18 protein-coding genes and 1 pseudogene are annotated in these 21,734 nt (G+C 37.5%); 13 read left to right on the top strand and 6 right to left on the bottom strand.

All coding sequences use genetic code 11. The features are described 5' to 3' along the window. Positions 1-146: 146 nt before the first annotated feature. Complete coding sequence (locus tag GQO39_RS00780) at positions 147-1,838, bottom strand: aq_1923 C-terminal domain (RefSeq protein ID WP_156850563.1); 1,692 nt, start codon at positions 1,836-1,838, stop codon at positions 147-149. A 367-nt stretch (positions 1,839-2,205) separates the two neighbouring features. Here GQO39_RS00780 and GQO39_RS00775 point away from each other — a divergent pair, with 367 nt between their 5' ends. The 8 genes from GQO39_RS00775 to GQO39_RS00740 all read left to right on the top strand — a co-directional run bounded on the left by GQO39_RS00775 (position 2,206) and on the right by GQO39_RS00740 (position 9,900). Next, positions 2,206-3,978: an SLC13 family permease gene (locus tag GQO39_RS00775; protein ID WP_156850526.1), complete on the top strand. Its 1,773-nt coding sequence runs from the start codon at positions 2,206-2,208 to the stop codon at positions 3,976-3,978. 493 nt (positions 3,979-4,471) lie between these two features. Beyond that, a complete protein-coding gene (locus GQO39_RS00770) occupies positions 4,472-5,143 on the top strand; it encodes a DUF2659 family protein (protein WP_156850525.1) in 672 nt (223 codons plus the stop codon). 4 nt (positions 5,144-5,147) lie between these two features. Next, complete coding sequence (gene der, locus GQO39_RS00765; RefSeq protein ID WP_156850524.1) at positions 5,148-6,575, top strand: ribosome biogenesis GTPase Der; 1,428 nt, start codon at positions 5,148-5,150, stop codon at positions 6,573-6,575. 642 nt (positions 6,576-7,217) lie between these two features. Further along, entirely contained in the window at positions 7,218-7,643 is a 426-nt protein-coding gene (locus tag GQO39_RS00760; protein WP_156850523.1) for an AtpZ/AtpI family protein, read from the top strand. A gap of 7 nt (positions 7,644-7,650) precedes the next feature. After that, positions 7,651-8,409: a F0F1 ATP synthase subunit A gene (locus GQO39_RS00755; protein ID WP_007553128.1), complete on the top strand. Its 759-nt coding sequence runs from the start codon at positions 7,651-7,653 to the stop codon at positions 8,407-8,409. Between the two features lie 53 nt (positions 8,410-8,462). Then, the gene (locus tag GQO39_RS00750) at positions 8,463-8,693 is read left to right on the top strand and encodes a F0F1 ATP synthase subunit C (RefSeq protein WP_004860748.1); all 231 of its coding nucleotides are present in this window, start codon (positions 8,463-8,465) and stop codon (positions 8,691-8,693) included. A gap of 134 nt (positions 8,694-8,827) precedes the next feature. After that, positions 8,828-9,394 (top strand): F0F1 ATP synthase subunit B, encoded by a 567-nt coding sequence (locus tag GQO39_RS00745; RefSeq protein WP_156850522.1) that lies wholly within the window; start codon positions 8,828-8,830, stop codon positions 9,392-9,394. Between the two features lie 11 nt (positions 9,395-9,405). After that, positions 9,406-9,900, top strand: a complete 495-nt coding sequence (locus GQO39_RS00740) for a F0F1 ATP synthase subunit B (protein ID WP_007553125.1) — start codon at positions 9,406-9,408, stop codon at positions 9,898-9,900. 591 nt (positions 9,901-10,491) lie between these two features. Here the strand turns inward: GQO39_RS00740 and glyS are convergent. The 4 genes from glyS to GQO39_RS00720 form a co-directional block, all read right to left on the bottom strand. Next, on the bottom strand, positions 10,492-12,714 hold the full coding sequence (gene glyS, locus GQO39_RS00735; RefSeq protein ID WP_156850521.1) for a glycine--tRNA ligase subunit beta: 2,223 nt from the start codon (positions 12,712-12,714) through the stop codon (positions 10,492-10,494). Beyond that, positions 12,714-13,658, bottom strand: a complete 945-nt coding sequence (locus tag GQO39_RS00730) for a glycine--tRNA ligase subunit alpha (protein WP_156850520.1) — start codon at positions 13,656-13,658, stop codon at positions 12,714-12,716. Before GQO39_RS00730 ends, glyS begins: the two co-directional genes overlap by 1 nt. Positions 13,659-13,759: 101 nt before the next feature. Beyond that, positions 13,760-15,454, bottom strand: a complete 1,695-nt coding sequence (locus GQO39_RS00725; protein WP_156850519.1) for a tetratricopeptide repeat protein — start codon at positions 15,452-15,454, stop codon at positions 13,760-13,762. 94 nt (positions 15,455-15,548) lie between these two features. Next, positions 15,549-16,610, bottom strand: coding sequence for a polyprenyl synthetase family protein (locus tag GQO39_RS00720; protein ID WP_156850518.1), 1,062 nt, complete (start codon positions 16,608-16,610; stop codon positions 15,549-15,551). A 15-nt stretch (positions 16,611-16,625) separates the two neighbouring features. Between GQO39_RS00720 and GQO39_RS09375 the strand changes: the two genes are divergently transcribed. The 5 genes from GQO39_RS09375 (at position 16,626) to rnhB (ending at position 20,700) form a co-directional block, all read left to right on the top strand. Then, positions 16,626-16,751, top strand: coding sequence for a hypothetical protein (locus GQO39_RS09375; protein ID WP_256364618.1), 126 nt, complete (start codon positions 16,626-16,628; stop codon positions 16,749-16,751). Between the two features lie 53 nt (positions 16,752-16,804). After that, the gene (locus GQO39_RS00715; RefSeq protein WP_156850517.1) at positions 16,805-17,596 is read left to right on the top strand and encodes a tRNA1(Val) (adenine(37)-N6)-methyltransferase; all 792 of its coding nucleotides are present in this window, start codon (positions 16,805-16,807) and stop codon (positions 17,594-17,596) included. A gap of 189 nt (positions 17,597-17,785) precedes the next feature. After that, positions 17,786-18,634 carry a S49 family peptidase gene (locus GQO39_RS00710; protein ID WP_156850562.1) on the top strand — a complete coding sequence of 283 codons (849 nt, stop codon included), beginning with the start codon at positions 17,786-17,788 and terminating at the stop codon, positions 18,632-18,634. Positions 18,635-18,877: 243 nt separating this feature from the next. Further along, positions 18,878-19,786 (top strand): 4-(cytidine 5'-diphospho)-2-C-methyl-D-erythritol kinase, encoded by a 909-nt coding sequence (locus GQO39_RS00705; protein WP_156850516.1) that lies wholly within the window; start codon positions 18,878-18,880, stop codon positions 19,784-19,786. Positions 19,787-20,079: 293 nt separating this feature from the next. Further along, entirely contained in the window at positions 20,080-20,700 is a 621-nt protein-coding gene (gene rnhB / locus GQO39_RS00700) for a ribonuclease HII (protein ID WP_156850515.1), read from the top strand. Between the two features lie 43 nt (positions 20,701-20,743). Here rnhB and GQO39_RS09015 read toward each other — a convergent pair. Then, positions 20,744-21,723 (bottom strand): annotated as a pseudogene (locus tag GQO39_RS09015) (tyrosine-type recombinase/integrase); the annotation flags it as partial. Between the last annotated feature and the right edge of the window lie 11 nt (positions 21,724-21,734).

The raw sequence follows: 21,734 nt of genomic DNA, 5'->3' as shown, positions 1-21,734 counted from the left end.
CCAAGTATCGACAATTTTACGAACATATACTCTTTACGTAAACTACTCTATGACGCTCTCTCGTATCATACAAAAGAAACGAAGAGGAATAAAGCTCTTAAAAATTTATAGACAAGATTATCATCTTTAAAGCTAAGCATGTTTTTTTAGGGTGAAGCTTCATTTTTTACAGTTAAATGTACTTTGCTCAAAGCTGTGGATAAATCATTTTGTAGTGCGGATTCGAGATCAGCTATTGTAAGGACTTTATTATCTTTTGCTTTAATTTTAATGGTCAATGTTTGGGGATTTTTAGCAAAGTCACCAAAAGATTTTGAGATACTTTCAGCTTCATCATGATCTTTTAGAAATATTTTTGGACTTTGTGTCATCATCAGATAAAAATCATCATAGAGTTCTTGTTTGAGGTCATGTTTTCTATCATTAAGACTTTTTGCAAGATAAGAAAAAAGCTTATCAATGAAACCTGCATCAGTATAGCGTATGTCAATTTTATGAATTCCAAGATCTTGAGAGGCTGTAATCATTACATTTTTCTGACCAGAAAAGAGTTTTTCATCAACATTAATAACTTTAGCTGATATTTCCCCAGAGCCAACATTTTTTATGTTGAAAGTTATTGCATTCAGAAGTATCGTACGCTTTCTCTCATCGTAAGAAATATCAAGTTTTCCGGACATATCAAAGCGTTCAAAGTTCATTTTTTTGAGGAAGTCTAAGTCTTTTTCTTCCATTTTTTTAGGTAAAATTGAGAGGTTATCAAGAGAAAGAAAAAGTTTTTTTGGTATAGGCTGTTTCCACAAGCTTGGTTTGAATTGGAATGATCCAAGCATTGCTTTAAACTGCGGTATATCAACAGTGACATTATCAACTTTGGCATCAGCTGAGGTAATGGCGAAAAGTGTGTTTAGAAGAATATCATTCCGTGCTGTTTTTTCAGCAACCAGATTGTTTTTTTTCTTTGCGTTAAGATAAGCTTTGAACAATTTTTCAGGTGTTTGTTCGAGTGGCTTCATCTTTAGACCAGATGTTTTAAATTGGCCGAGAGAAAAAGAGGCATTTTGTTCTGTATCTTCAAAAATATCAACTATTATATTATTTAGAGAAATGGGACCTGTAATAGCTTCTCCTTGATTGAGAGCAGTATTCTTTCCGAAAATGATAGAATAAGCGTAATTGATGTCGATATCATGAGCCTTCATTGTACTGCTTTTGGCGGTAAGATGCATTTGCTTACCACCATTTGCGGCTGTCGTAGTAAGGTCCATATTTTTTATGCCAACAGAACGGATATGACCATTTTTAAAGCCAAAAAGCTGAAAATCTTTTATTTCAACTTTTTCGGTTAGTTTATTTTTATTTTTTATAGAAAGCAGTATATCTGGAGCAATAATTGATGCAAGTTCAATACGCGTAATTAATTGTAAGAGATGTGATGTGATCGCAGTGTTTTTTTCTTTTAAAGACACACCCTTAAGAGAAATTTGAGGAATTTGTATATGAATATTATTATGCTGTAGGTCAACATTATAAAGAATAAAAGTCCCAGGAATAAAGGAAATAGGAGGGCGGGCAGAAACGGCACCAATTTTAAGTGATATGCCGGCAGGGGCTGGTAGTGTAACGTTTGTTAAATTGACTTTGCCTATAATACTGACTTCTGATGTCTCTGCTTTTATTGAACGGCGGGCTATTTCTCGTCTCACAAAACTGTCTAGATAAGGTTTTGCCATATAAAAACTACCAACAACTATAATTGCCAGAATAGCAATAAATCCAATAATACAAGTTAGCCAGTATTTTAGTTTTTCTCGATACCCACTGTTAAGATTGCCCATCATTTTTTCTTTCGCTTTTATCATTTTTTATGAGAAGTGGAGATAAATTTCTTTAAGCAATGTAAAGGTTAAAATATGCGTGCACCAGTTTCAACAGTTATCTACTTCTAATCCTTTTATATGTAGAGGCATTCTAATATTTTTTACAATATGCTTTTATAAACTGTCACCAATTTTCTTTGGTTTTGGTATTTTATAAAAATTACTCACAGATATAAGGGAAGTATATGCTGATCATAATTTTTTATCGCTTTAAAACATTCTCAAGGGTACCCATGTCTGCTTTTATCTTGCTGCTGTTTATAGGAACAGTTAAAATATAAAATGGATGTTTTTTATTGTAATCTAACGGGGAGAGATGGGAGTCATGACAGAAAATCAAATAATGGCTTTTTCTATCATTGGTCTTATGATGATTGTTTTTATTTGGGATCGATTCCGTTATGATCTTGTTGCTATTTGTACATTATTGATTGCTTGTAGTGTTGGCCTTGTCAGTCCGAAGGAGGCGTTTAGCGGTTTTAGTAATGATATTGTTATTATTGTAGGAAGTGTGTTTGTTGTTAGTACGGCTGTATCGCGTTCTGGTATAATGGAATTTATTATTCAACGGATATGGCCAGATGTGAAATCAGTGCGTTTTCAATTGGCTTTTTTAGTTATTTCTGTAGTGGTTTTATCGATGTTTGTTAAAAACATTGGTGCTTTAGCTATCATGCTTCCGATTGCTTTTCAATTTGCTCGTCGTTCTCAGGTTTCACCTTCTGTCTTTTTAATGCCCATGGCATTTGGTTCTTTGTTGGGCGGTCTTATGACGCAGATAGGGACTTCTCCAAACGTTGTCATTTCAGCTATGCGAGAACGTCTAACTGGGGTTCCTTTTACTATGTTTGATTTTACACCGGTTGGTGCAGCTGTTGCTACTGCTGGTGTATTATATTTGGTCTTTTTTTCTTGGCGTTTACCTGTGCGTGTACGTTCAGGTGTATCTTTTGATGATGCTATCGATATTCGTAACTATGTTTCGGAAGTGCACATTCCAACGAACTCACCGATTGTGGGAAAAACTATTGTTGATCTCGTTAAACCATCAGGTGGTGATGTGATGGTGATTCAAATCATCAGAAATGCAGTATCTATATCGCCATTACCAGATTTTATTTTATCTGAAAACGATATTGTTTTGCTAGAAGGTTCGCATACAGGATTAGAAAGTGTTATGAATTTTGCTCGCTTAGAATTTTCTACGGGGCGAATTATTTCTACGGGTGATAAGGATAGTGATATCGATATTATTGAGGCTGTCATTACACACAATTCCCCTCTTATTGGTATCAGTGCGAAAGAGTTTTTGCTATTTGATCACTATGATGTAAATTTGCTTGCGTTAAGCCGTCAGCATGAAAGGGTACGGGGAAGGCTTGGTGATATTGTTTTCCATCTTGGAGATGTGATTGTTTTGCAGGGACAGGATATGGTTATTCCAAATTTATTACGGGAGTTGAAATGTTTACCCTTAGCAAAACGTAATATTGTATTTGGCAATTTACGACATGGTTTCGTATCTTTAGCTATTCTCTTTATAGCGATCATTTTTACAGCTTTTCATATCGTACCAGTTGCCTTTTCTTTTTTTTCTGCAGCAGCAGCAATGGTTATCTTTCGAATTTTGCCAGCACGTGATTTATATCAAGCATTAGATGGCCAAATATTAGTATTATTAGCAACACTTATTCCCGTAAGTGAAGCGCTAGAGAAGACAGGATGCACAGATCTCATAGGTCAATGGCTTAGCCAATTGGCGGTATTTTTTCCACCATCTGGTGCATTGGCACTTATGTTAATTACAGCCATGTTGGTAACACCATTTTTGAATAATGCAGCAACAGTTATGATGGTAGCTCCCATTGCGTCGAGTTTTGCTCATTCTCTTCATTATAAGCCTGAAGCTTTTTTGATGGCGGTTGCAATTGGTGCAGGGTGTGAGTTTCTCACACCTATTGGGCATCAAAGTAATATGCTCGTGATGGCACCAGGGGGATATCGTTTTAGTGATTACCCACGCTTTGGGGCTCCATTGGCAGTATTGATAGTTATTGTTGCTGTTCCAATGCTCATGTGGATTTGGCCATTACAATAGAACATTTTCAGATACCGTAAGTATCAATTACAAAAGGTCGTCAATCGGATGAAGCTAAATTGCGGAGATACACTTCTTGTAAAAGATTTTTTTTATGAATTGGTTTCTTATTGTTTAAGTAATTATACAACTGAGAATTTTGAAAAGTACAATGTAATCATTGCTTTTAGGATTTTTAAAGAGAGATTTCTGTCATACAACGAGGAGGGGAGCACAAATAGCTTTTGAGATTATAGGCAAGCATGTATGGTGGATATTAAGGCTGTGATAATTTTTTTACAAAATTTAAAGAGATGTAAAAACTATAATATGAACTAAAAGGCAATTATATCGTTTTTTGTTGATACGGTTGCAAAAGTTCAAGCGATTCAGATACGCATCTATTTGAAATTAATGAGCTCGTAATTTTAGGTTTTTTGGTTGATTAGGGCTACCATCTTTGTCTATTTACGCGTAAAAGCACAGAAAGTAAATTTTTTCCAAGGTATGAATCATGTCATATGATAGTTTTATTGCTGAAGTTAATGCTGAATTTCGTCAGGAAAAGGCTCTTGCGTTTTGGAGACGTTATGGTGTTTCAGTTGTTGTTGCTGCCATTATTTTTGTCCTGATGATCGTCATTTATCAAATTTATCATCATGAACAAATAAAGAAAGCTGGATATATTGGTGATGCATTTGTAAAAAGCCTTGATTTTGCGGATACACGTCATTTTGATGAAGCTATGACGCAATTGGAAAGTGTTAAAGTCTCTAACTTTGGAGGGTATCCTTTTCTGGCTCGTTTGCGTGAGGCTTCTTTACTCATGGAACAAGGTGATGTTGTCAAATCAGTGGAGGTCTTTGATTCTGTCGCGGACGATGAAAAAGCACCGCAAATTTTGCGGAAAGTTGCAAAAATTCGGGCAGCTTATATTTTGGTTGATACAGGGACCTTAGATGATGTCAAAAAGCGCGTCAAAGATATGGAAAATGATATTGATCCTATGCGGATGTCTGCTAGAGAGGTTTTGGGTTTAGCAGCATATAAAGCTGATAAAATAGATGAGGCAGTTGATTATTTTCGAAAGATTTCTAAAGAAGGTGCGCTCGGATTAAAAATAACAGATCGAGCTCGGATTATGCTTGAGCTTATGCAAGCTGAAGGCAAGGCAAATAAGGAATAAATTTATGAGCCTTACCATTGCTATAGTTGGTCGCCCCAATGTTGGGAAGTCAACACTCTTTAATCGTTTGGTTGGGCAAAAATTGGCTTTGGTTGATGATAAGCCAGGTGTGACTCGTGATAGGCGTATTCATGCGGCAAAACTTCAAGATCTGCGATTTGATGTAATTGATACGGCTGGGCTTGAAGAAGCAGGTGATCATACACTTGAAGGTCGTATGCGCTCTCACACGAAGGTTGCCGTTGATGAAGCGGATCTCATTTTATTCATGTTTGATGCAAAGAGTGGAATAACGCCGAGTGATTTAAATTTTGCTTCATTGGTTCGCAAGTCAGGAAAACCGATTGTGCTTGTTGCTAATAAGTCCGAATCAAAAGCAGCCATGGGGGGAGAGTATGAAGCGTGGTCATTAGGTTTGGGGGAATCTTGCCCAATATCTGCTGAACATGGTTTAGGTTTTTCAGATCTTCGTGATGCAATTATCGATGCTATTGGTAAAGAAAAAGCTTTAAAGAGTAGGATCAAAGAAGAACATACTGCTGTACAGCCTGTATCTGTTGGTTATGATGTGGATGATTTTGAGGAAGAGGACTCTGTTTACGATGAAAGTAAACCCATCCGAATTGCGGTTGCTGGTCGTCCAAATACAGGAAAATCAACCCTTATCAATAAAATGTTAGGACAGGATCGTTTGTTGACAGGGCCTGAAGCGGGGCTTACACGCGATTCCATTTCTGTAGATTGGGAATGGAACGGTCGTCATGTTAAGCTTTTTGATACTGCAGGCTTGCGTCGAAAATCAAAAATTCAAGAAAAATTAGAAAAACTTTCCGTTGCGGATACTTTACGTGCAATTCGTTTCGCAGAGGTTGTAGTGATCGTTTTTGATGCAACTGCGCCTTTTGAAAAGCAGGATTTACAAATTGTTGATCTTGTGATTCGTGAAGGACGGGTTCCGCTTATTGCTTTTAATAAATGGGATCTTATTGAAAATAGGCAGGCAACATTAATTGATTTGCATGAAAAATGTACTCGTCTTCTCCCTCAGGTTCGTGGTTTGAGAGCTATCCCTTTATCGGGTCAATATGGTCAAGGCATTGATAAACTGATGGAAAATGTCATGATAATGCACTGTGTATGGAACCGCCGTATTTCTACGGCTAAATTAAACAGATGGCTTGAAACGGTTGTTACGCATCACCCACCACCTGCGATTTCGGGGCGCCGCCTTAAGGTTAAATATATAACACAGGTTAAAACACGTCCTCCTGGATTTGTGATTTCTTGTTCACGACCAAAGGTAATGCCTCAATCATATGTACGTTACCTTTCCAATGAATTACGTAATACATTTGATATGTTTGGTGTACCAATTCGCATATCATTACGAGCATCTGATAATCCTTTTGCAGCACGCTCCAGAAAGACATGAATTATCTTAATGCAAGAGTAGTTATAACAACTAGCGCCAAGCAAAGAGTATTTTGCTGGCTTGCGTAAAGGAAAACTTAATATCTATGAAATTGTAGGTCAGATGCTAATTTGCGGCGGACTATGCAAATAAAAAACAAAAGTATTTTTCCATTTATTAATATTTCAAGTACAAGGAGAAGGACTGAAAAAGTTGATTACAGTTATACAAAGTAGTTTAGAACTTGTGTTTAAAATTCTATTTACGTAATCTTACTGCATAATGGATATTAAATTGTAGAGCTATGTTGTGCATTAAAAGATGTAGAAGTCATCATCGATGATAGTCTATTTACTAATGATGGATGAAATGTACAATATTTGGCTTGTTGAGGAGGATATTTTCCCAGAATGTTTTTAGAGCTGCGGCGTGAGAACAGATATGGGTTGCTAGAGGTGAGGTGGAAACATATTATTCGCAGGTGAGACTGATCGTTTTAAGGTGCATTAGTAATTGGATGTATAAAATTGAAAGATACGTTATTCATGCGATAAATTGTGATAGATTTCTTTTAGCGTCTTGACGAATAAATTCAGGAACAATATGATGTCCAAGGTTTTATGAGATACGTTCTTACTTTGCTTTTTGACTAAGGAGCTAATTATGGTGGAGGGCGGTGAACCCGTTGTGTCACGGGAAGGAGCTGAAGAAAAAGAGCAAGGGGGACGCTTTCGTTCAGAGGATTTAGAATGTCGGAGTGAAAATTTAGGTAGAGCTTTAATGCGTAAGAAAGCATTAGAGAAGCAGAAGTACGAGAATGAGGGAGGAGAGTCACAAGGGAGGGTAGCGCATGCGATTAAGCTTTCCAGTGAGTTTCTGGCGAGTATTGTTGTAAGCGTTGTTTTGGGGTTGGGATTTGATAAGTTAGCAGGTTCATTACCATGGGGGTTGGTGTTTTTTCTTTTTCTCGGATTTGCTGCTGGTGTATTGAGTGTTCTTCGAACTGTGGGGTATATTCCTTCCAGTCGATTAAGGCAAAAAGGCGTATTGCGCCCAGATAAAGGGACCGATAAGAGGTCCGATAAATGAGGTTGAAGTGACATCACACGCTCCAGATCCTATCCATCAATTTGAGGTTTCGCGGCTGATAAAGATTTCCATAGGAGATATGGATTTATCGTTTACAAATGTATCATTTTTTATAGTAGCTACAGTTGTTGTAACTTCAGTTTTTCTCTTCATTTCATCATCAAGTCGTGGGCTAGTTCCAACGCGAATGCAGTCTTTTTCAGAAGTTGCGTATGAATTTGTAGCGTCGACTTTACGAGAATCATCTGGTGTGCAGGGAATGAAATTTTTTCCTTTAGTTTTTTCCTTGTTTACTTTTATTTTGGTTGCTAACTTTATTGGTCTTTTTCCCTATTTTTATACAATTACCTCTCAGATTATGATTACGTTCTCATTGGCTATGGTAGTAATTTTGACAGTGATTGGTTATGGTTTTTATAAGCATGGAGTCAGTTTTTTGAGATTGTTTGTTCCCAGTGGTGTGCCTGTTGTGGTTTTGCCTCTGGTTACGATGATTGAGGTTATTTCGTTTCTTTCTCGTCCTATTAGTCTTTCACTTCGTCTTTTTGCTAATATGCTTGCTGGTCATATTACTCTCAAAGTATTTTCTGGTTTTATTGTCTCAATGATTGGGGTAGGGATTGTAGGTGTTGGCGGTTCGGTTTTGCCGCTTGTCATGACCGTAGCGATTACTGCTCTTGAATTTTTGGTTGCATTTCTTCAGGCTTATGTCTTTACGGTTCTGACTTGTATGTATCTTAATGATGCAGTTCATCCAGGACATTAATGAAATTGGCGGTTTTCCGTCGAATAGTATAATTTCGCTAAAAGGAGAATAATATGGAATTAGTGCTTGCAGCAAAATATATTGGCGCTGGTCTTGCTTGCTTTGGTATGGCTGGGACAGCTTTGGGCCTTGGAAATATTTTTGGTAGCTATCTTTCTGGGGCATTACGCAATCCATCAGCAGCAGATAGTCAGTTTGGTCGTCTCGTCTTTGGTTTTGCTGTGACGGAAGCTTTGGGTATTTTTTCATTGCTCATTGCTTTGTTGCTTCTTTTTGGGGTTTGATTATTGTCTTAAGGGGGTTCTTGTTTTCTATAATGAGAGGCAGGTATCCCCCTTTTTTCTTAACGGAAAGAACGTTAGTTAATTGTCATCGGTTGTTGGGGGGCTTTAATGAGTTTTTTGAAAGATGAAAGAAGATGTTTGTTTCCAACGCTTATGCACAGACTACTGAAGCGCCTATAGAACATATCAAGAATATGGCAGAGCATGCGGATCGTGTGTTTCCGCCTTTTGATTTTGTGTATTTTGGTTCGCACTTTTTTTGGCTGGCAATTTCTTTTGGTTTTTTTTATCTCTTTATCTCTCGTGTAATTGTACCGCGTATTGGTGGTGTTATTGAAACACGTCGAGATCGAATCGCATCTGATTTAGATCAGGCAATGCGTATGAAGCAGGAAGCAGATACCGTAGTTGAAATTTACGAGCGGAAATTGGCTGAGGCTCGTTTGCGGGCTCATGATATAGCGCAAGTGGCGAGTGAAGAGTTAAAAGAAAAGATAGAGCTTGAACAAAAGGAAATTGAAGAAAGTTTAGGAAAAAAGTTAGCAGATGCTGAAAAACAGATAATAAAGATTCGTGATAAGGCTATGCAAAATGTTGGCTCTATTGCCGAAGAAGTAGCTCTTGAAATCGTGAAAAAATTGACTGATGTTAATATGAGCAAAGAGGCTGTTCGTTCAGTTATTAAAGTTGCTGATTACTGAAGGATACGAGAATGACTGATACTTTTTGGGCTTTTGTTGGGTTAATTCTTTTTCTAGCTCTTTTGGTTTATTTCAAAATTCCACAGATGATTGTACACCATCTTGATGCACGAGCAAAGCGTATAAAAGAGGAGCTTGATGAAGCTCTGCGTCTTCGTGAAGAGGCACAGGAGGTGCTGGCTGAATATCAGCGCAAACACGCAGAAGCAGAGAAGGATGCCCAAGAGATTATTGCAGCAGCTAAGCATGAAGTTGCGGCTATTATCGCTCAGGCTCGTACAAAAACGGAAGAATATGTAAGGAATCGCAATAAGTTAGCAGAGCAAAAAATTGCTCAAGCAGAAGCTCATGCAATACGTATGGTTTCTTCATCTGCTATCGATTTAGCAGTTTCTGCTGCACGTACACTTATAGCAAAAGAATTAGATTCTAATAAAGCGAATGAACTTATTAAAGAGTCTCTTGGTGAAGAATTTCTTACCAAAATGAAAGCATATCTTAATTAATGATTAATGGCAGTTTGGAGTATTTAATTTTAACAGCATAGTGCCTTTTTAATATTGAGTGTTTTATCTTTTTCAGATTTTTCTCGTACTATTAATTTTCGCACTTAGTTTAGAGAAATGCTCTACCTTGTCCTCAAGTTCATCTTTTGACACTGTCATGGATGGTATAACGCAAGATCTGTAAGACGCTATTATTTTAATTTACTAGCTTGAAATGTTGTGGCTGTTCTTGTATTTAGGCGGTTCATGGGAAGTGTATTTACCATTTTCAAATAGTTTTTCCCTATGCGCTGCTGTGAAGTAAAAATAAACGTTTTGTTATTCATAGGGAGTTCTTACTGTATTTAATGTTTCTCATAGAGTATGTAAAACGATGAAATACCATTATAAGCTAATATCTTGTTGTTTGATAATTACACAACTTTTTGAGCAGTTATCATAAAGTAATATTTGCATTACAAATTCTACAACTGCTTTTAGAATTATACCAAAATTCATGCTGGAATTTTCCCATAATATTTTTTAATATTTAATAACAGCAAGTAGAGAAATTTTATCTTCATCATTTTTTATTTAGAGAATGTTTAAATTTTATACTACAAGTTTTGAGAAATCTGCTACTGCTTCTGTAATGGTATGGATACGTTTGAGAAGAGTAAGGCGATTAGTGCGAATATCAGGATTTTTATCATTCACCAATACTTTTTCAAAAAATATATCGATAAGTTTCCCAAGTGGCGCTAGCGTAGTGAGTGCACCTGATAAATTTGTTGTATTGATGTGATCACGAACTTTTTTTTCTACCTCAATGATTTCTTGATAAAGCTGTTTTTCTTCTGTTTCAATAAAGAGTTCAGGAGTAATTTCATTTGCTATTATTGTGCCTTTTGGGAATGCATTTTCAAGAATATTTACAGTGCGTTTTGCAGCGGCCAAAAAGCTGCTTCCATCACTTGTATTGATAAAGGCAATAAGTGCTTCGACACGACGCGTGATTAATAAAAAGTCATCAGCATCTTTGTTTAAGACTGCTTCAATAGCATCATAACGGGCACCTTCTTCTTTTAGATAGATTTTCAAACGTTCATGAAAAAAGGACAACAAGTCTGTTAAAACATATTGTACTTTTTCTGGAAGTATATTCTGCGACTGTTCAGTTTCTATTGGGGATATTTCATGTTTTATTTTTTGTTGTAAAAAAAGATTTGTTGCCAAATTAAACAGTGGCATAAGATTGATTTTCCAGTCACGCGAAAGCACAAGCTTAATAATTCCTAATGCTGCTCGTCTTAACGCATAAGGATCTTTTGAACCGGTTGGTTTTTCATTAATGAGCCAAAAACCAATGAGCGTATCAATTTTATCAGCCAGCGCAATTGTTATAGCAAGAGGTTCTTGTGGAACACGGTCTGTTGGTCCTAGAGGTTTATAGTGGTCTTCGATTGCTTCAGCTACGCGAGGATTTTCTCCCTGAAGAAGAGCATATTTTCGTCCCATGAGTCCTTGCAGTTCAGAAAATTCTCCAACTACTTCTGTTTGCAAATCAGCTTTTGCGAGTACTGCTGCACGTTTAGCTAAGAGAGGATTTGCTTGCACTAAAGGAGCAATTTTTTGTGCTATGATAGCAATTCGTTCTACTCTTGCACCTTGTGTACCTAATTTTGCATGGAAAGTTACATTTAAATGATCAAGTCGTGCCATCCTTTGATCAAGAGGCTTCTTTAAATCAAGATCAAATTTTTTTGCAGAAGATTCCAATTGCTTGATATCGGGCAAATTATGCTGGTCTGTCTGCCAAAAATAGAGCGCATCGGAAAGACGAGCACAGACAACTTTACTATTTCCTTTAGAAATTTCTTTGCCTTCATCATTTGCAAGGATATTAGCAACGAGAATAAAATGATGAGAGAGCTTGATTTTTTCGCCCTGTTTACGGGTTACAAAACATTTTTGATGGGCTCGAATGGTCAAGCGAATGATTTCTGGAGGGATATCAAGGAAAGATTTGTCAAAATTACCCATAAGAACAACAGGCCATTCAACAAGTCCAGCAACTTCTTCTAAGAGAGCATTATCTTGAACCAGTTCTAAACCGTTTGCAAAGCAAAGATTTTGGGCATCAGCCAAAATAATATTCTTTCGCCTTTCGGCATCGAGAATAACTTTATGAGCTTCAAGTTGGGCGATATAATCATCAAAACGGCGAATTTGGAGTGGTTTCTCCTCACTTAAGAAGCGATGACCGTAGGTCAGATTATTGCTTTTGAGAGAATCAATTGTAAATGGAATAACATGTGTTTCACCAATTTCTGGTCCGAAGACGCAAAGAATGTTTTGTAAAGATCGAATCCACTTTAGCACTCCACTTTTTGCTGAATCTTTACCCCAACGCATAGACTTCGGCCATGGAAAGTTGCGAATAATATTTGGTAAAATATCGGCAATAATTTCTTCTGCATTCCGACCTTTTTTGATGATTTTAGCGGTATAAAAATCGCCTTTCTTATGATCATGTGCAATGTGTGCCTCAGAAATGTTGCTCAGTCCTGTCGCGCGTAGGAAGCCATCAATTACGTGCTGTGGTGATTTTATATTGGGGCCTTTGCGTTCTTCATAGATATCTTTTGAGCGCATAGAAATTCCACGTACGTCTAATGTTAGCCGACGAGGTGTCCAATATTCACGAGCAGCTTTATAGGTTAATCCCGCCTTTACAAGTTGATCCGTAACAGACTTTTTGAGGTCGGCAGCAGCTTTGCGTTGCATCCGAGCAGGAATTTCTTCGCTAAAAAGTTCCAGAAGAAGATCAGACATTAGGCCTCTCCTTTAGGGGGTATTTGACCGGCTTTTGTGAGCAAGAAAGCTTCTCCACAGCGGCGTGCGAGATCACGAACGCGAAGAATATAACTTTGTCGCTCAGTCACAGAAATAACGCCACGTGCCTGCAAAAGATTAAAGATATGACTAGCTTTAATACATTGGTCATAAGCTGGAAAAACACACAGATGTAGACCATTTTCTTGATTTGGTTTTCCAGCTTCAAGAAGTGCGATGCATTCGCGCTCTGCATCGATAAAATGCTGGTGTAGCAATTTGGTATCAGCAAACTCAAAATTGTAGTATGAATATTCTTGCTCTGCTTGTAAAAAAATATCCCCGTAACTTATTTTGTTTTCGTCATCTAAGCCATTAAAGTTAAGATCATAGACATTATCAACACCCTGTATATACATTGCTAGACGTTCAAGCCCGTAGGTGAGCTCTCCTGAAACTGGAGCACACTCAATGCCACAAACCTGTTGAAAATAAGTAAATTGAGAAATTTCCATTCCATCGCACCAACATTCCCACCCAAGCCCCCAAGCTCCTAAGGTTGGACTTTCCCAATCATCTTCAACAAAGCGAATATCATGAAGTTTTGTATCAAGACCAATGGCTTGTAGTGACTTTATATAAAGTTCTTGTAAATTGGGGGGAGAAGGCTTGAGAAGAACTTGGAATTGATAATAGTGCTGTAAGCGATTTGGATTTTTACCATATCGACCATCTGTTGGGCGTCGAGAAGGTTGAACGTATGCCACTTTCCAAGGGCGTGGCCCCAATGAGCGTAATGTTGTAGACGGATGAAAAGTTCCAGCCCCGACTTCCATATCATAAGGTTGCAAAATTGCGCATCCATAATGAGCCCAATAATTTTGTAAAGTTAAGATAAGCCCCTGAAAAGAACGTGTTGGATTAAGATGTTCAGGTAGTTTCACGCTTTATACTCTTTAATATTTAATCAATAGACAAAAACGAAAGGAACTTCGGTTTCTATACTTGTCTATTGTCTCATAGGGTTACGGTCAAGCATCGTTATTTATTGCAAACCAAATTTCAATTTCTTTTGAATTTCCTTCGCGTTTTTTGCGTCCCCGTCAATTGCATGATTCCACTGAAATATTGCTTCACGTTTGCGTCCAACTTGCCAATAGGCATCACCTAAATGATCATTTAATGTTGGATCTTCAGGATGTAATTTGACAGCATTTTCTAGTACTTGAACAGCTTGGTTATATTGTTTAAGTTTGTAATAAGCCCATCCTAGAGAATCAAGGATGTAACTATTTTGCGGTTGTAATGTAGAGGATTTTTGCAACATATGGAGTGATTCTTCAAGCTTTTCACCACGTTCAACAAGTGAATAGCCTAGATAGTTAAGGATTTGCGGTTGATCAGGGAAAAATTCAAGTGCTTTTCGCAGATCAATTTCGGCTTTTGTCCATTGTTGCGAATGTTCGAAAGCGATACCGCGCTGGTAAAAAAGTTTCCAATCATCTCGTTGAAATTTTTTTATCCTTGCAATGGCATGATTCAGAATTTGGATAGCCTCGACAAATCTATTATCTTGTATATAAAAAGCGGCTAACGTTATCAAAATGGAGCGATCGTTGGGAAATTTTTTCTTTAATGACAAGAGTAATTTGATAGCTTCATTGTAATTATCATCATTTGCAAAGAGAAATGCAAGTTGAAGTTGTCCATCTCTATAATAAGGGGATTGATGCGGTAAGGCGCGGTAAAGTTTAATGGCTTGATTAGGATTCCCCAATTTAGTAGAAATATTTGCCAATTGAAATAATGTTGCGTCATTTTGAGGGTACAAGGCGAAAGATAACTGTTTGAAAATAAGTGCAATTTGTCCTGAGTTTTTGTAGTTGAGGGCTGTTCCAAAGTTGTACAATACCTCTCCCGCTCCTTGTTGGGGTGTTTTTACGAACTTTTCTAAGGAAGCACTTTTTTCAACTTTTTTTCGTATGTTTTTGAGTGTTTCTCTGCCTGACAACTTTTGTTCTCCATGTTTGAGAGTTTGAAGAGCTTGGTTACGCATTTTATGGCGCAATTGAAATGAAGCATAGGCTATTATAATACGTTCATAGGTATTAGGGGCGATAAGAGTTCCTTGTTTGTTATTGAGTGCTTGAATAAAATATTTTTTTGCGTCTTGTGTACGTTCTGCAAGATCGCTCATGAGTGCGAGATGATAGTGTATAAAAAGGTTGTACCAATCAGGCCCTTTGATTTTTTCAAGATCAGCAATTGCTTGAGATTTTTGTCCAGATCCGAATGTAATCCACGCACCAATGAGTTCAATTATTGGATTATTGGATGCTGGAGGTGCTTTTAATTGCAAAAGAAGCTTGGCATTTTTGTAGTCTTTTTTTATAAGGCTTTCTACCGATAACGTTAAGGAAACAAAGGGAGTTATAATATTTTGTTTTTTTAATTTTTTTGCTTGCTGAACAGCTTCTTTGAATATTCCCATGGAGAGCATGGCTTCAAGGAGCTCTTTTTGTGTTTCAATGTTATCAGGTTTATGAGCAAGTGCTTGTTTAAAATAACTGATAGCAAGATCTGTTTTATTTTCATGATTTGCGACCCTTCCAGCTAAATAGGCGCCTGCAAATGAAGTGGTATTTATAGCGGCATTTATTTTGCTGTAGGTAGCTGAAGTCATCAACATGATACCCGCAATAAAGAGAGTAAAAAAGCGGGATATTGTCGCACTGTGCATAGAGCTAGTCCTTTTTAAGATAATCAATAGATTTTGTGGTTTGTAGATTATATCCGATTACTTTGTTGAAAAATATTATGATTCTTGCAAATAATCAGTTTACGCGTGCAATACAAAAATCAACAGTTTCGACGAGTGCATTGTGAGCGAGGCTTTTGTTCATTGAGGCAAGAGCAGCGATTGCACGTGTTCCATAGATGCGTGCTTGCTCTATTGTCTCTGAGAGGCTATCATATTTTTCTATTAAGTATTGCGCATGTGCGAAAGCTTCATCATTGTTATTGCCGTTTTCAAGAGCTTGTTCCCAGAATGCTTTTTCTACTGTATTACTACGTGCGTATGCGAGAATAACAGGCATTGTGATTTTACCTTCTCTAAAATCGTCCCCTATATTTTTTCCTAAATGTTTAGCTGTGCCACCATAGTCAAGCGCATCATCAATTAATTGGAAAGCTAGTCCTAACAATGTACCATATTCACGTAATGCAGAACGCTCTTTATCTTTATAACCTGCAATAATTGGTCCGACTTCAGCAGCAGCTGAAAAAAGTGCTGCTGTTTTTGCATTGATGATTTTGAGATAGTCTGAAGCACTGGTTTGTATATTTTTTGCCGCAGAAAGTTGCATAACCTCCCCCTCAGCAATAATTGCAGCAGCGTTCGCTAGGACAGAGAGCGCTTCTATAGAACCAACATCAACCATCATTTTAAAAGCTTGTCCTAACAGGAAATCACCAACAAGTACACTTGCTTGATTTCCCCAAATCATTCGAGCAGTAGATTTTCCGCGTCGTAAATTACTTTCATCAATCACGTCATCGTGTAACAAGGTTGCTGTATGCATAAATTCAACAGCTGTTGCAAGTTTTATATGCCCATCACTTTGATAACCAAACATATGAGCAGAAGCTAATGTGATCATTGGGCGCAATCGCTTTCCACCTGATAAAATAAGACGGTTGGAAATTTCAGGAATCATTTTAACCTCTGATTTTGCCATAGAGAGGATAAATTGATTTACGCGCTCCATATCATGTTGGGTAAGATTAATAAGGGATTGGAGAGATATTTGATTTATTTTTGAGGCTACACTCAATGTGTTTGCTCCTAGAGTATTGCAATGGACATATATGAATTCTATTTTGTCTACTAGCATAAAGGGGCTTTTGTTTTGACTCAAGCTTTTGATGGTTATTTTGAAGCAGAAGTCTTGGTTGATATTGGCAAGGAATATTTTAAAAACTTGTGTAATATTGTTGTAATGGAGTTGTGGGAAAAATTTGAAACAGTTTTTTAACAGCAATTGATAGTAAAAAATGTAGTTTATAAAGATGGACATTAGGTTTTTAAATGGACGAAATAGCGAATCAAAATGATGAAACAATTGACGGTTTTCATCGTGGAAATTTTTATTTGGTTCAACCACGTAAATATGGTCATCGTTCTGGCGTAGACGCTATGTTGTTGGCCAGTTTAGTGCCCAATGATTTTAAGGGTAAGGTTGTTGATTTAGGGGCTGGGGCTGGTGCAGCTGGATTAGCGGTCGCCTCGCGTTGTTTAGAGGTTCATGTTACATTGGTTGAACGGTCAGATTTTATGGCATCTTACGCTAAAAAAACGCTTACGCTAGAACAAAATAAGAAACTTGCTAAGCGAGTGTGCTTGTTAGAAGCAGATGTTACTTTTAAAGGCAAAGAACGCTTAAAAGCAGGATTAGCGGATAATTCTTTTGATTTTGCAATTATGAATCCACCTTTTAATAGTCCTTCTGATCGCAAAACACCCGATAAACAAAAGCTTGAGGCGCATGTTATGCCTGAGGCTATGTTTAATAATTGGTTGCGGGGTGCAGCGGCGATTGTTAAGCCGGGCGGGTATTTAGGGCTAATTGCACGTCCGCAATCGTTGATTGACGTATTGCGTGCTTCAGAGGGGCGCTTTGGTGGTATATGTATAATTCCTATTCACGCACGCGCTGCAACGGCAGCAATTCGCTTTTTATTTTATGCAAAACGAGGAAGCAGAGCGAATCTATCTGTATTGCCGGCGTTAGTTATGCATGAGAGTGGTGATCATGCTTTTTCACCTTGGATTGATGCTATTAATAATGGACGCATAAGTTTGTGGGAATTTTTTAAATAATATCTTGTGTTTTTCAATTTATTATTTAAATTCGGGTTAAACTTTTAGCTTTTTAGGAGATTTTTATTATGGATGAAATCGGCTGTGAGTTTGCATTTTGGAGCTGTTTCTGCACTTTTCTGTTCAGTTATGCTCTCCCTTTTTTATTCCCTTGTCTTTTTCCCTAACTTATAAGGAAAGTCTATTTTGATGGATTTTATCAAAAATCTTGTTCCAAACCGTTTTTGTTCCAGTAAACCTGAAATTCCTGTCGTGCGTCTTCATGGAGCAATTCTGGATTCAACTTCATTGATAGCACGTACTCTTTCGTTGGGCAGGTGTGCCAATCTTTTAGACAAGGCTTTTTCTTACAAAAAAGCACCAGCTATTGCCATCGTTGTTAATTCTCCTGGTGGATCACCTGTGCAATCGCGTCTTATTTTTAAGCGTATTCGTGATTTAGCTGAGAAAAAGAATAAACAAGTTCTTGTCTTCATTGAAGATGTTGCAGCATCGGGTGGTTATATGATCGCTTGTGCTGGGGATGAAATTTTTGCTGATCCTTCCTCAATTGTTGGCTCCATTGGAGTTGTCTCAGCTTCCTTTGGTTTTACTGAGCTTTTGAAGAAAATTGGCGTCGAGCGGCGCGTTTATACAGCAGGAAAGAACAAGGTTACATTAGATCCTTTCCAGCCAGAAAAAAAGGTGGATGTTGAGCATTTAAAATCTCTACAACTCGAAGTTCACCAAACTTTTATCGATTTAGTTAAGGAACGGCGTGGAGAAAAATTATCAGACGACTCAAATATTTTTACAGGAATGTTCTGGAGTGGAAAGAAAGGCCTTGAACTTGGTCTCGTTGACGGATTGAATGATGTACGCTCTGTTATTAAAGAGCGTTTTGGAGATGATACCAAACTGCGATTAATTGCTCCTCCAAAAAGTTTTCTGGGGCCTAAAATTCCTTCAGGAGTTACTGCTGATGTAATTTATACAGCAGTTGATAGTGCATTGGCAGCGGTGGAAGAGCGCGCGCTTTGGCAGCGTTATGGTTTATGATTATAATAGTGATTCTATAATATGCTAAATTTAATTAATAATTTTACTGAAATAGCAGTGGTGAGAGGTAAAAAGCCTTGAAATGATACGAATTGCATTCAGTTTGTTTTGTATTATAGTCCTCCTTCTTTGTTGTTTTTTGAGGAAACGATTGCGGGGTATTTACCGTGTCGAAGCTACGCAAAATACGGGTAAAAGGAACACATTGGTAAAGGATCCTTATACAGGCGAATATGACGTCAGATGATATCGGATGTACAAGCTCCATTCAGAGGACATTCTTATGTATTTACACCCATTAAATTGAATTTAGCTTTACATGTTGTAGGACAGCGCTCTGATGGTTATCATTTAATAGAAAGTTTGATTTATTTTAGTCTTAGCGGTGATTGTTTAGGTTGTGCACCTTTTATAAGGGATCACTTCATTTTGACGGGTCCTTTTGCGGATGAGCTTGCTTCTGGTTCAGATAATTTAGTTATTTGCGCACATGATTTTATGCGCAAAAATTTTCCTGAAAGTGCTAAACCTATCTTTTTTCAACTTGTTAAAACGTTACCTGTTGCTTCAGGCATTGGTGGTGGTTCTGGTGATGCGGCCGCTGTTTTGAGTCTATTGCGTCAGCAGTGGAATCTTGGTTGTTCTTGTGAAGAATTAGCAAAAATGAGTTTAGAGCTTGGCGCTGATGTGCCAATGTGTCTTTTTGCATTGGAATATCAGCAGTCACTTTTTGTGAAAGGAATTGGGCAGGATATTACACGACTAAAAGACACTTGTTCTCTTGCAATGGTATTGGTTAATCATGGTCAACAAATTGCAACGAAAGCTGTTTTTATGGCTTTAGAAAATTGCAATCATTCTCCTCTAAAAATTGATCCCGTAGCCTTAAAGACTGTTGATTCATTAGTTGAAGCTTTGAGGGAAACGCGTAATGATCTTTTTGCTCCTGCTTTAAAAATTGCACCTCAATTAACACAAGTGTTATCTATATTAGATGAATGTGGCTCTCTTTTTTCTCGTATGTCTGGGACGGGGGCAACTTGCTTTGGTATTTTTAAAGATCAACAAGCAGCCCAAAAGGCAGCTTTTTTTATCAAATTACTGCATCCAAATTGGTTTGTGAAACCTATCATGACTTTAGGAAAGACTTAAGAGACAAATATAAAGGTAAAAGATTTGCTTAATAAAGATTCTGTTATGTATAATAGAGAGATTAAGCAAGAGAGTAGGCGTTTTTTATTTTTCAGATCAAGTTAGTACATGCTAGGATAATACGCTAAAAGAGGAATCAAATGCAGTGCAGGGTATTCTGTATTGAGTTTTTTTGTTTTTATGTCTGTGCAAGAGTTCACTAAGATGTTTGGTAAGCTTTTTACCCTGTAGGGCTTGCAGAAAAGAGGCAGGCTACAAAAATGTGGTTTTATTGTATTTGTGATTTATGAAAGATGTTTAATTTACCGCTTCAGCCAAATTTTTCACGTGAATTGGATTTGCAGAAACAGGGTTTTTTTTATATAGCGGGTGTTGATGAAGTCGGACGTGGACCTCTCGCTGGGCCTGTCGTGACAGCAGCAGTCATTTTGGATAAAGACCATATTCCTGATGGGCTAAATGATTCAAAAAAACTTTCTATTCTACAACGTAGGAAGCTATATAATAAAATTTTGCAAAGTGCATTAGCGATTTCAGTTGCTAGTCTTTGTGCCCGTACGATTGATCAGTCTAATATTAGAAAAGCAACTTTAGAAGCGATGCGTCGTTGTATTACAGGATTAGCAATTCCGGTACATTATGCACTCATTGATGGACGTGATATTCCTTCCAAGCTGCCATGTTCGGCAACAGCTTTGATTAAAGGTGATCAGCGTTCGGTTTCAATTGCAGCAGCGTCTATTATTGCCAAAGTGACGCGTGATCGGATGATGGAATGTGCAGGACAAGTTTATAAAGATTATGGTTTAGAAAAGCATGTAGGTTATGCAACGCCAGCGCATCGTGCGGCTCTTAATAAATACGGGCCAGTTGTGGGATTACATCGTTATAGTTTTGCACCACTCAAAGGGTAGGAAATGTGGTTAAAATCAATAACTTATTATAAGAGCAAGGGATTTAGTGGTTATTGATTTTATTATGTTTTTTTGCCTCAATCCCTAATTTTTTTTGGAGCTTTTTTATCGCTTCTAGTGCTAATCTTTTGCGATCTGCGCTCTTTGTATAATGGGATGGCATGCTGTCGTCCGTCCAACCAAAAAGTGCTTTCAATTGTGATACCGTTGCCCCTGAATTAGCAGCATGTGTTGCTGCTAGTTTTCTCAAACCATGTGCTGATTTTTTAATACCTGCTTGGTTGCATGCTTTATAAAACATTTTGCTAAAGTTATCTTTAGATGTTTTTTTCCGCATTTGCTACAAATAAATGTTTCTTCACCAATAGGACCAATTTTAAGAGTTTCTGCTAATTCAGTCAAAATTGGGAGAAAAACATCTGTTTGATATTTGCTTTTCTCTATCTTAAGATGAACGATATTATCTTTGACATCTTTCCAACCAATTCGTACCGTATCATCACGACGCAAACCCGTGTGAAGAAGAACATCAATCCAGACGCGTTCATGCGTACCTGAAGTCCATTGTTTATAATATTTTTCAACATCTTCTTCTGTTCAAACAGGAAAGCCGCTTGTTTTTTTGCACGCAGTTCTTTTGACCCCTAAAGTTGGATTATTTTCTAAAAGATCTTGTTCAATTGCCCACTTAAAAAGCCCTTTAAGTGCTTTTAGAAAACTTACAGCCATTGCTGGTGTTTCTTTGCGCCGTTCAACATCGGCTATGATATGTTTCTTTTCGATTGCTTGGTATGGAATATTTCCTATAGTATCACATACCTTCATAAGGATGAGTTCTCTTTGCCTTTTCGTAGCTTTAGCAAGGTTATGCCAATTTGAGCTATTAAAATACTGTTTAAGCAGCCATGCAAATGACCCTTCAACAAGTTTACCGGTTTTGGATTTAGGAAGTATAAGCCCTTGTAATTCGGCAAGTGCGCTTTTCTAGTTGTCGACAAACTCTTACGTTCCATAGGTTCCATGAACTTGTAGTT

The organism is Bartonella refiksaydamii (assembly GCF_902652675.1).
Classification (GTDB): Bacteria; Pseudomonadota; Alphaproteobacteria; order Rhizobiales; family Rhizobiaceae; genus Bartonella; species Bartonella refiksaydamii.
Note: the sequence above shows the minus strand (reverse complement) of the source record. Positions and strands in the feature narration are given on the sequence as shown.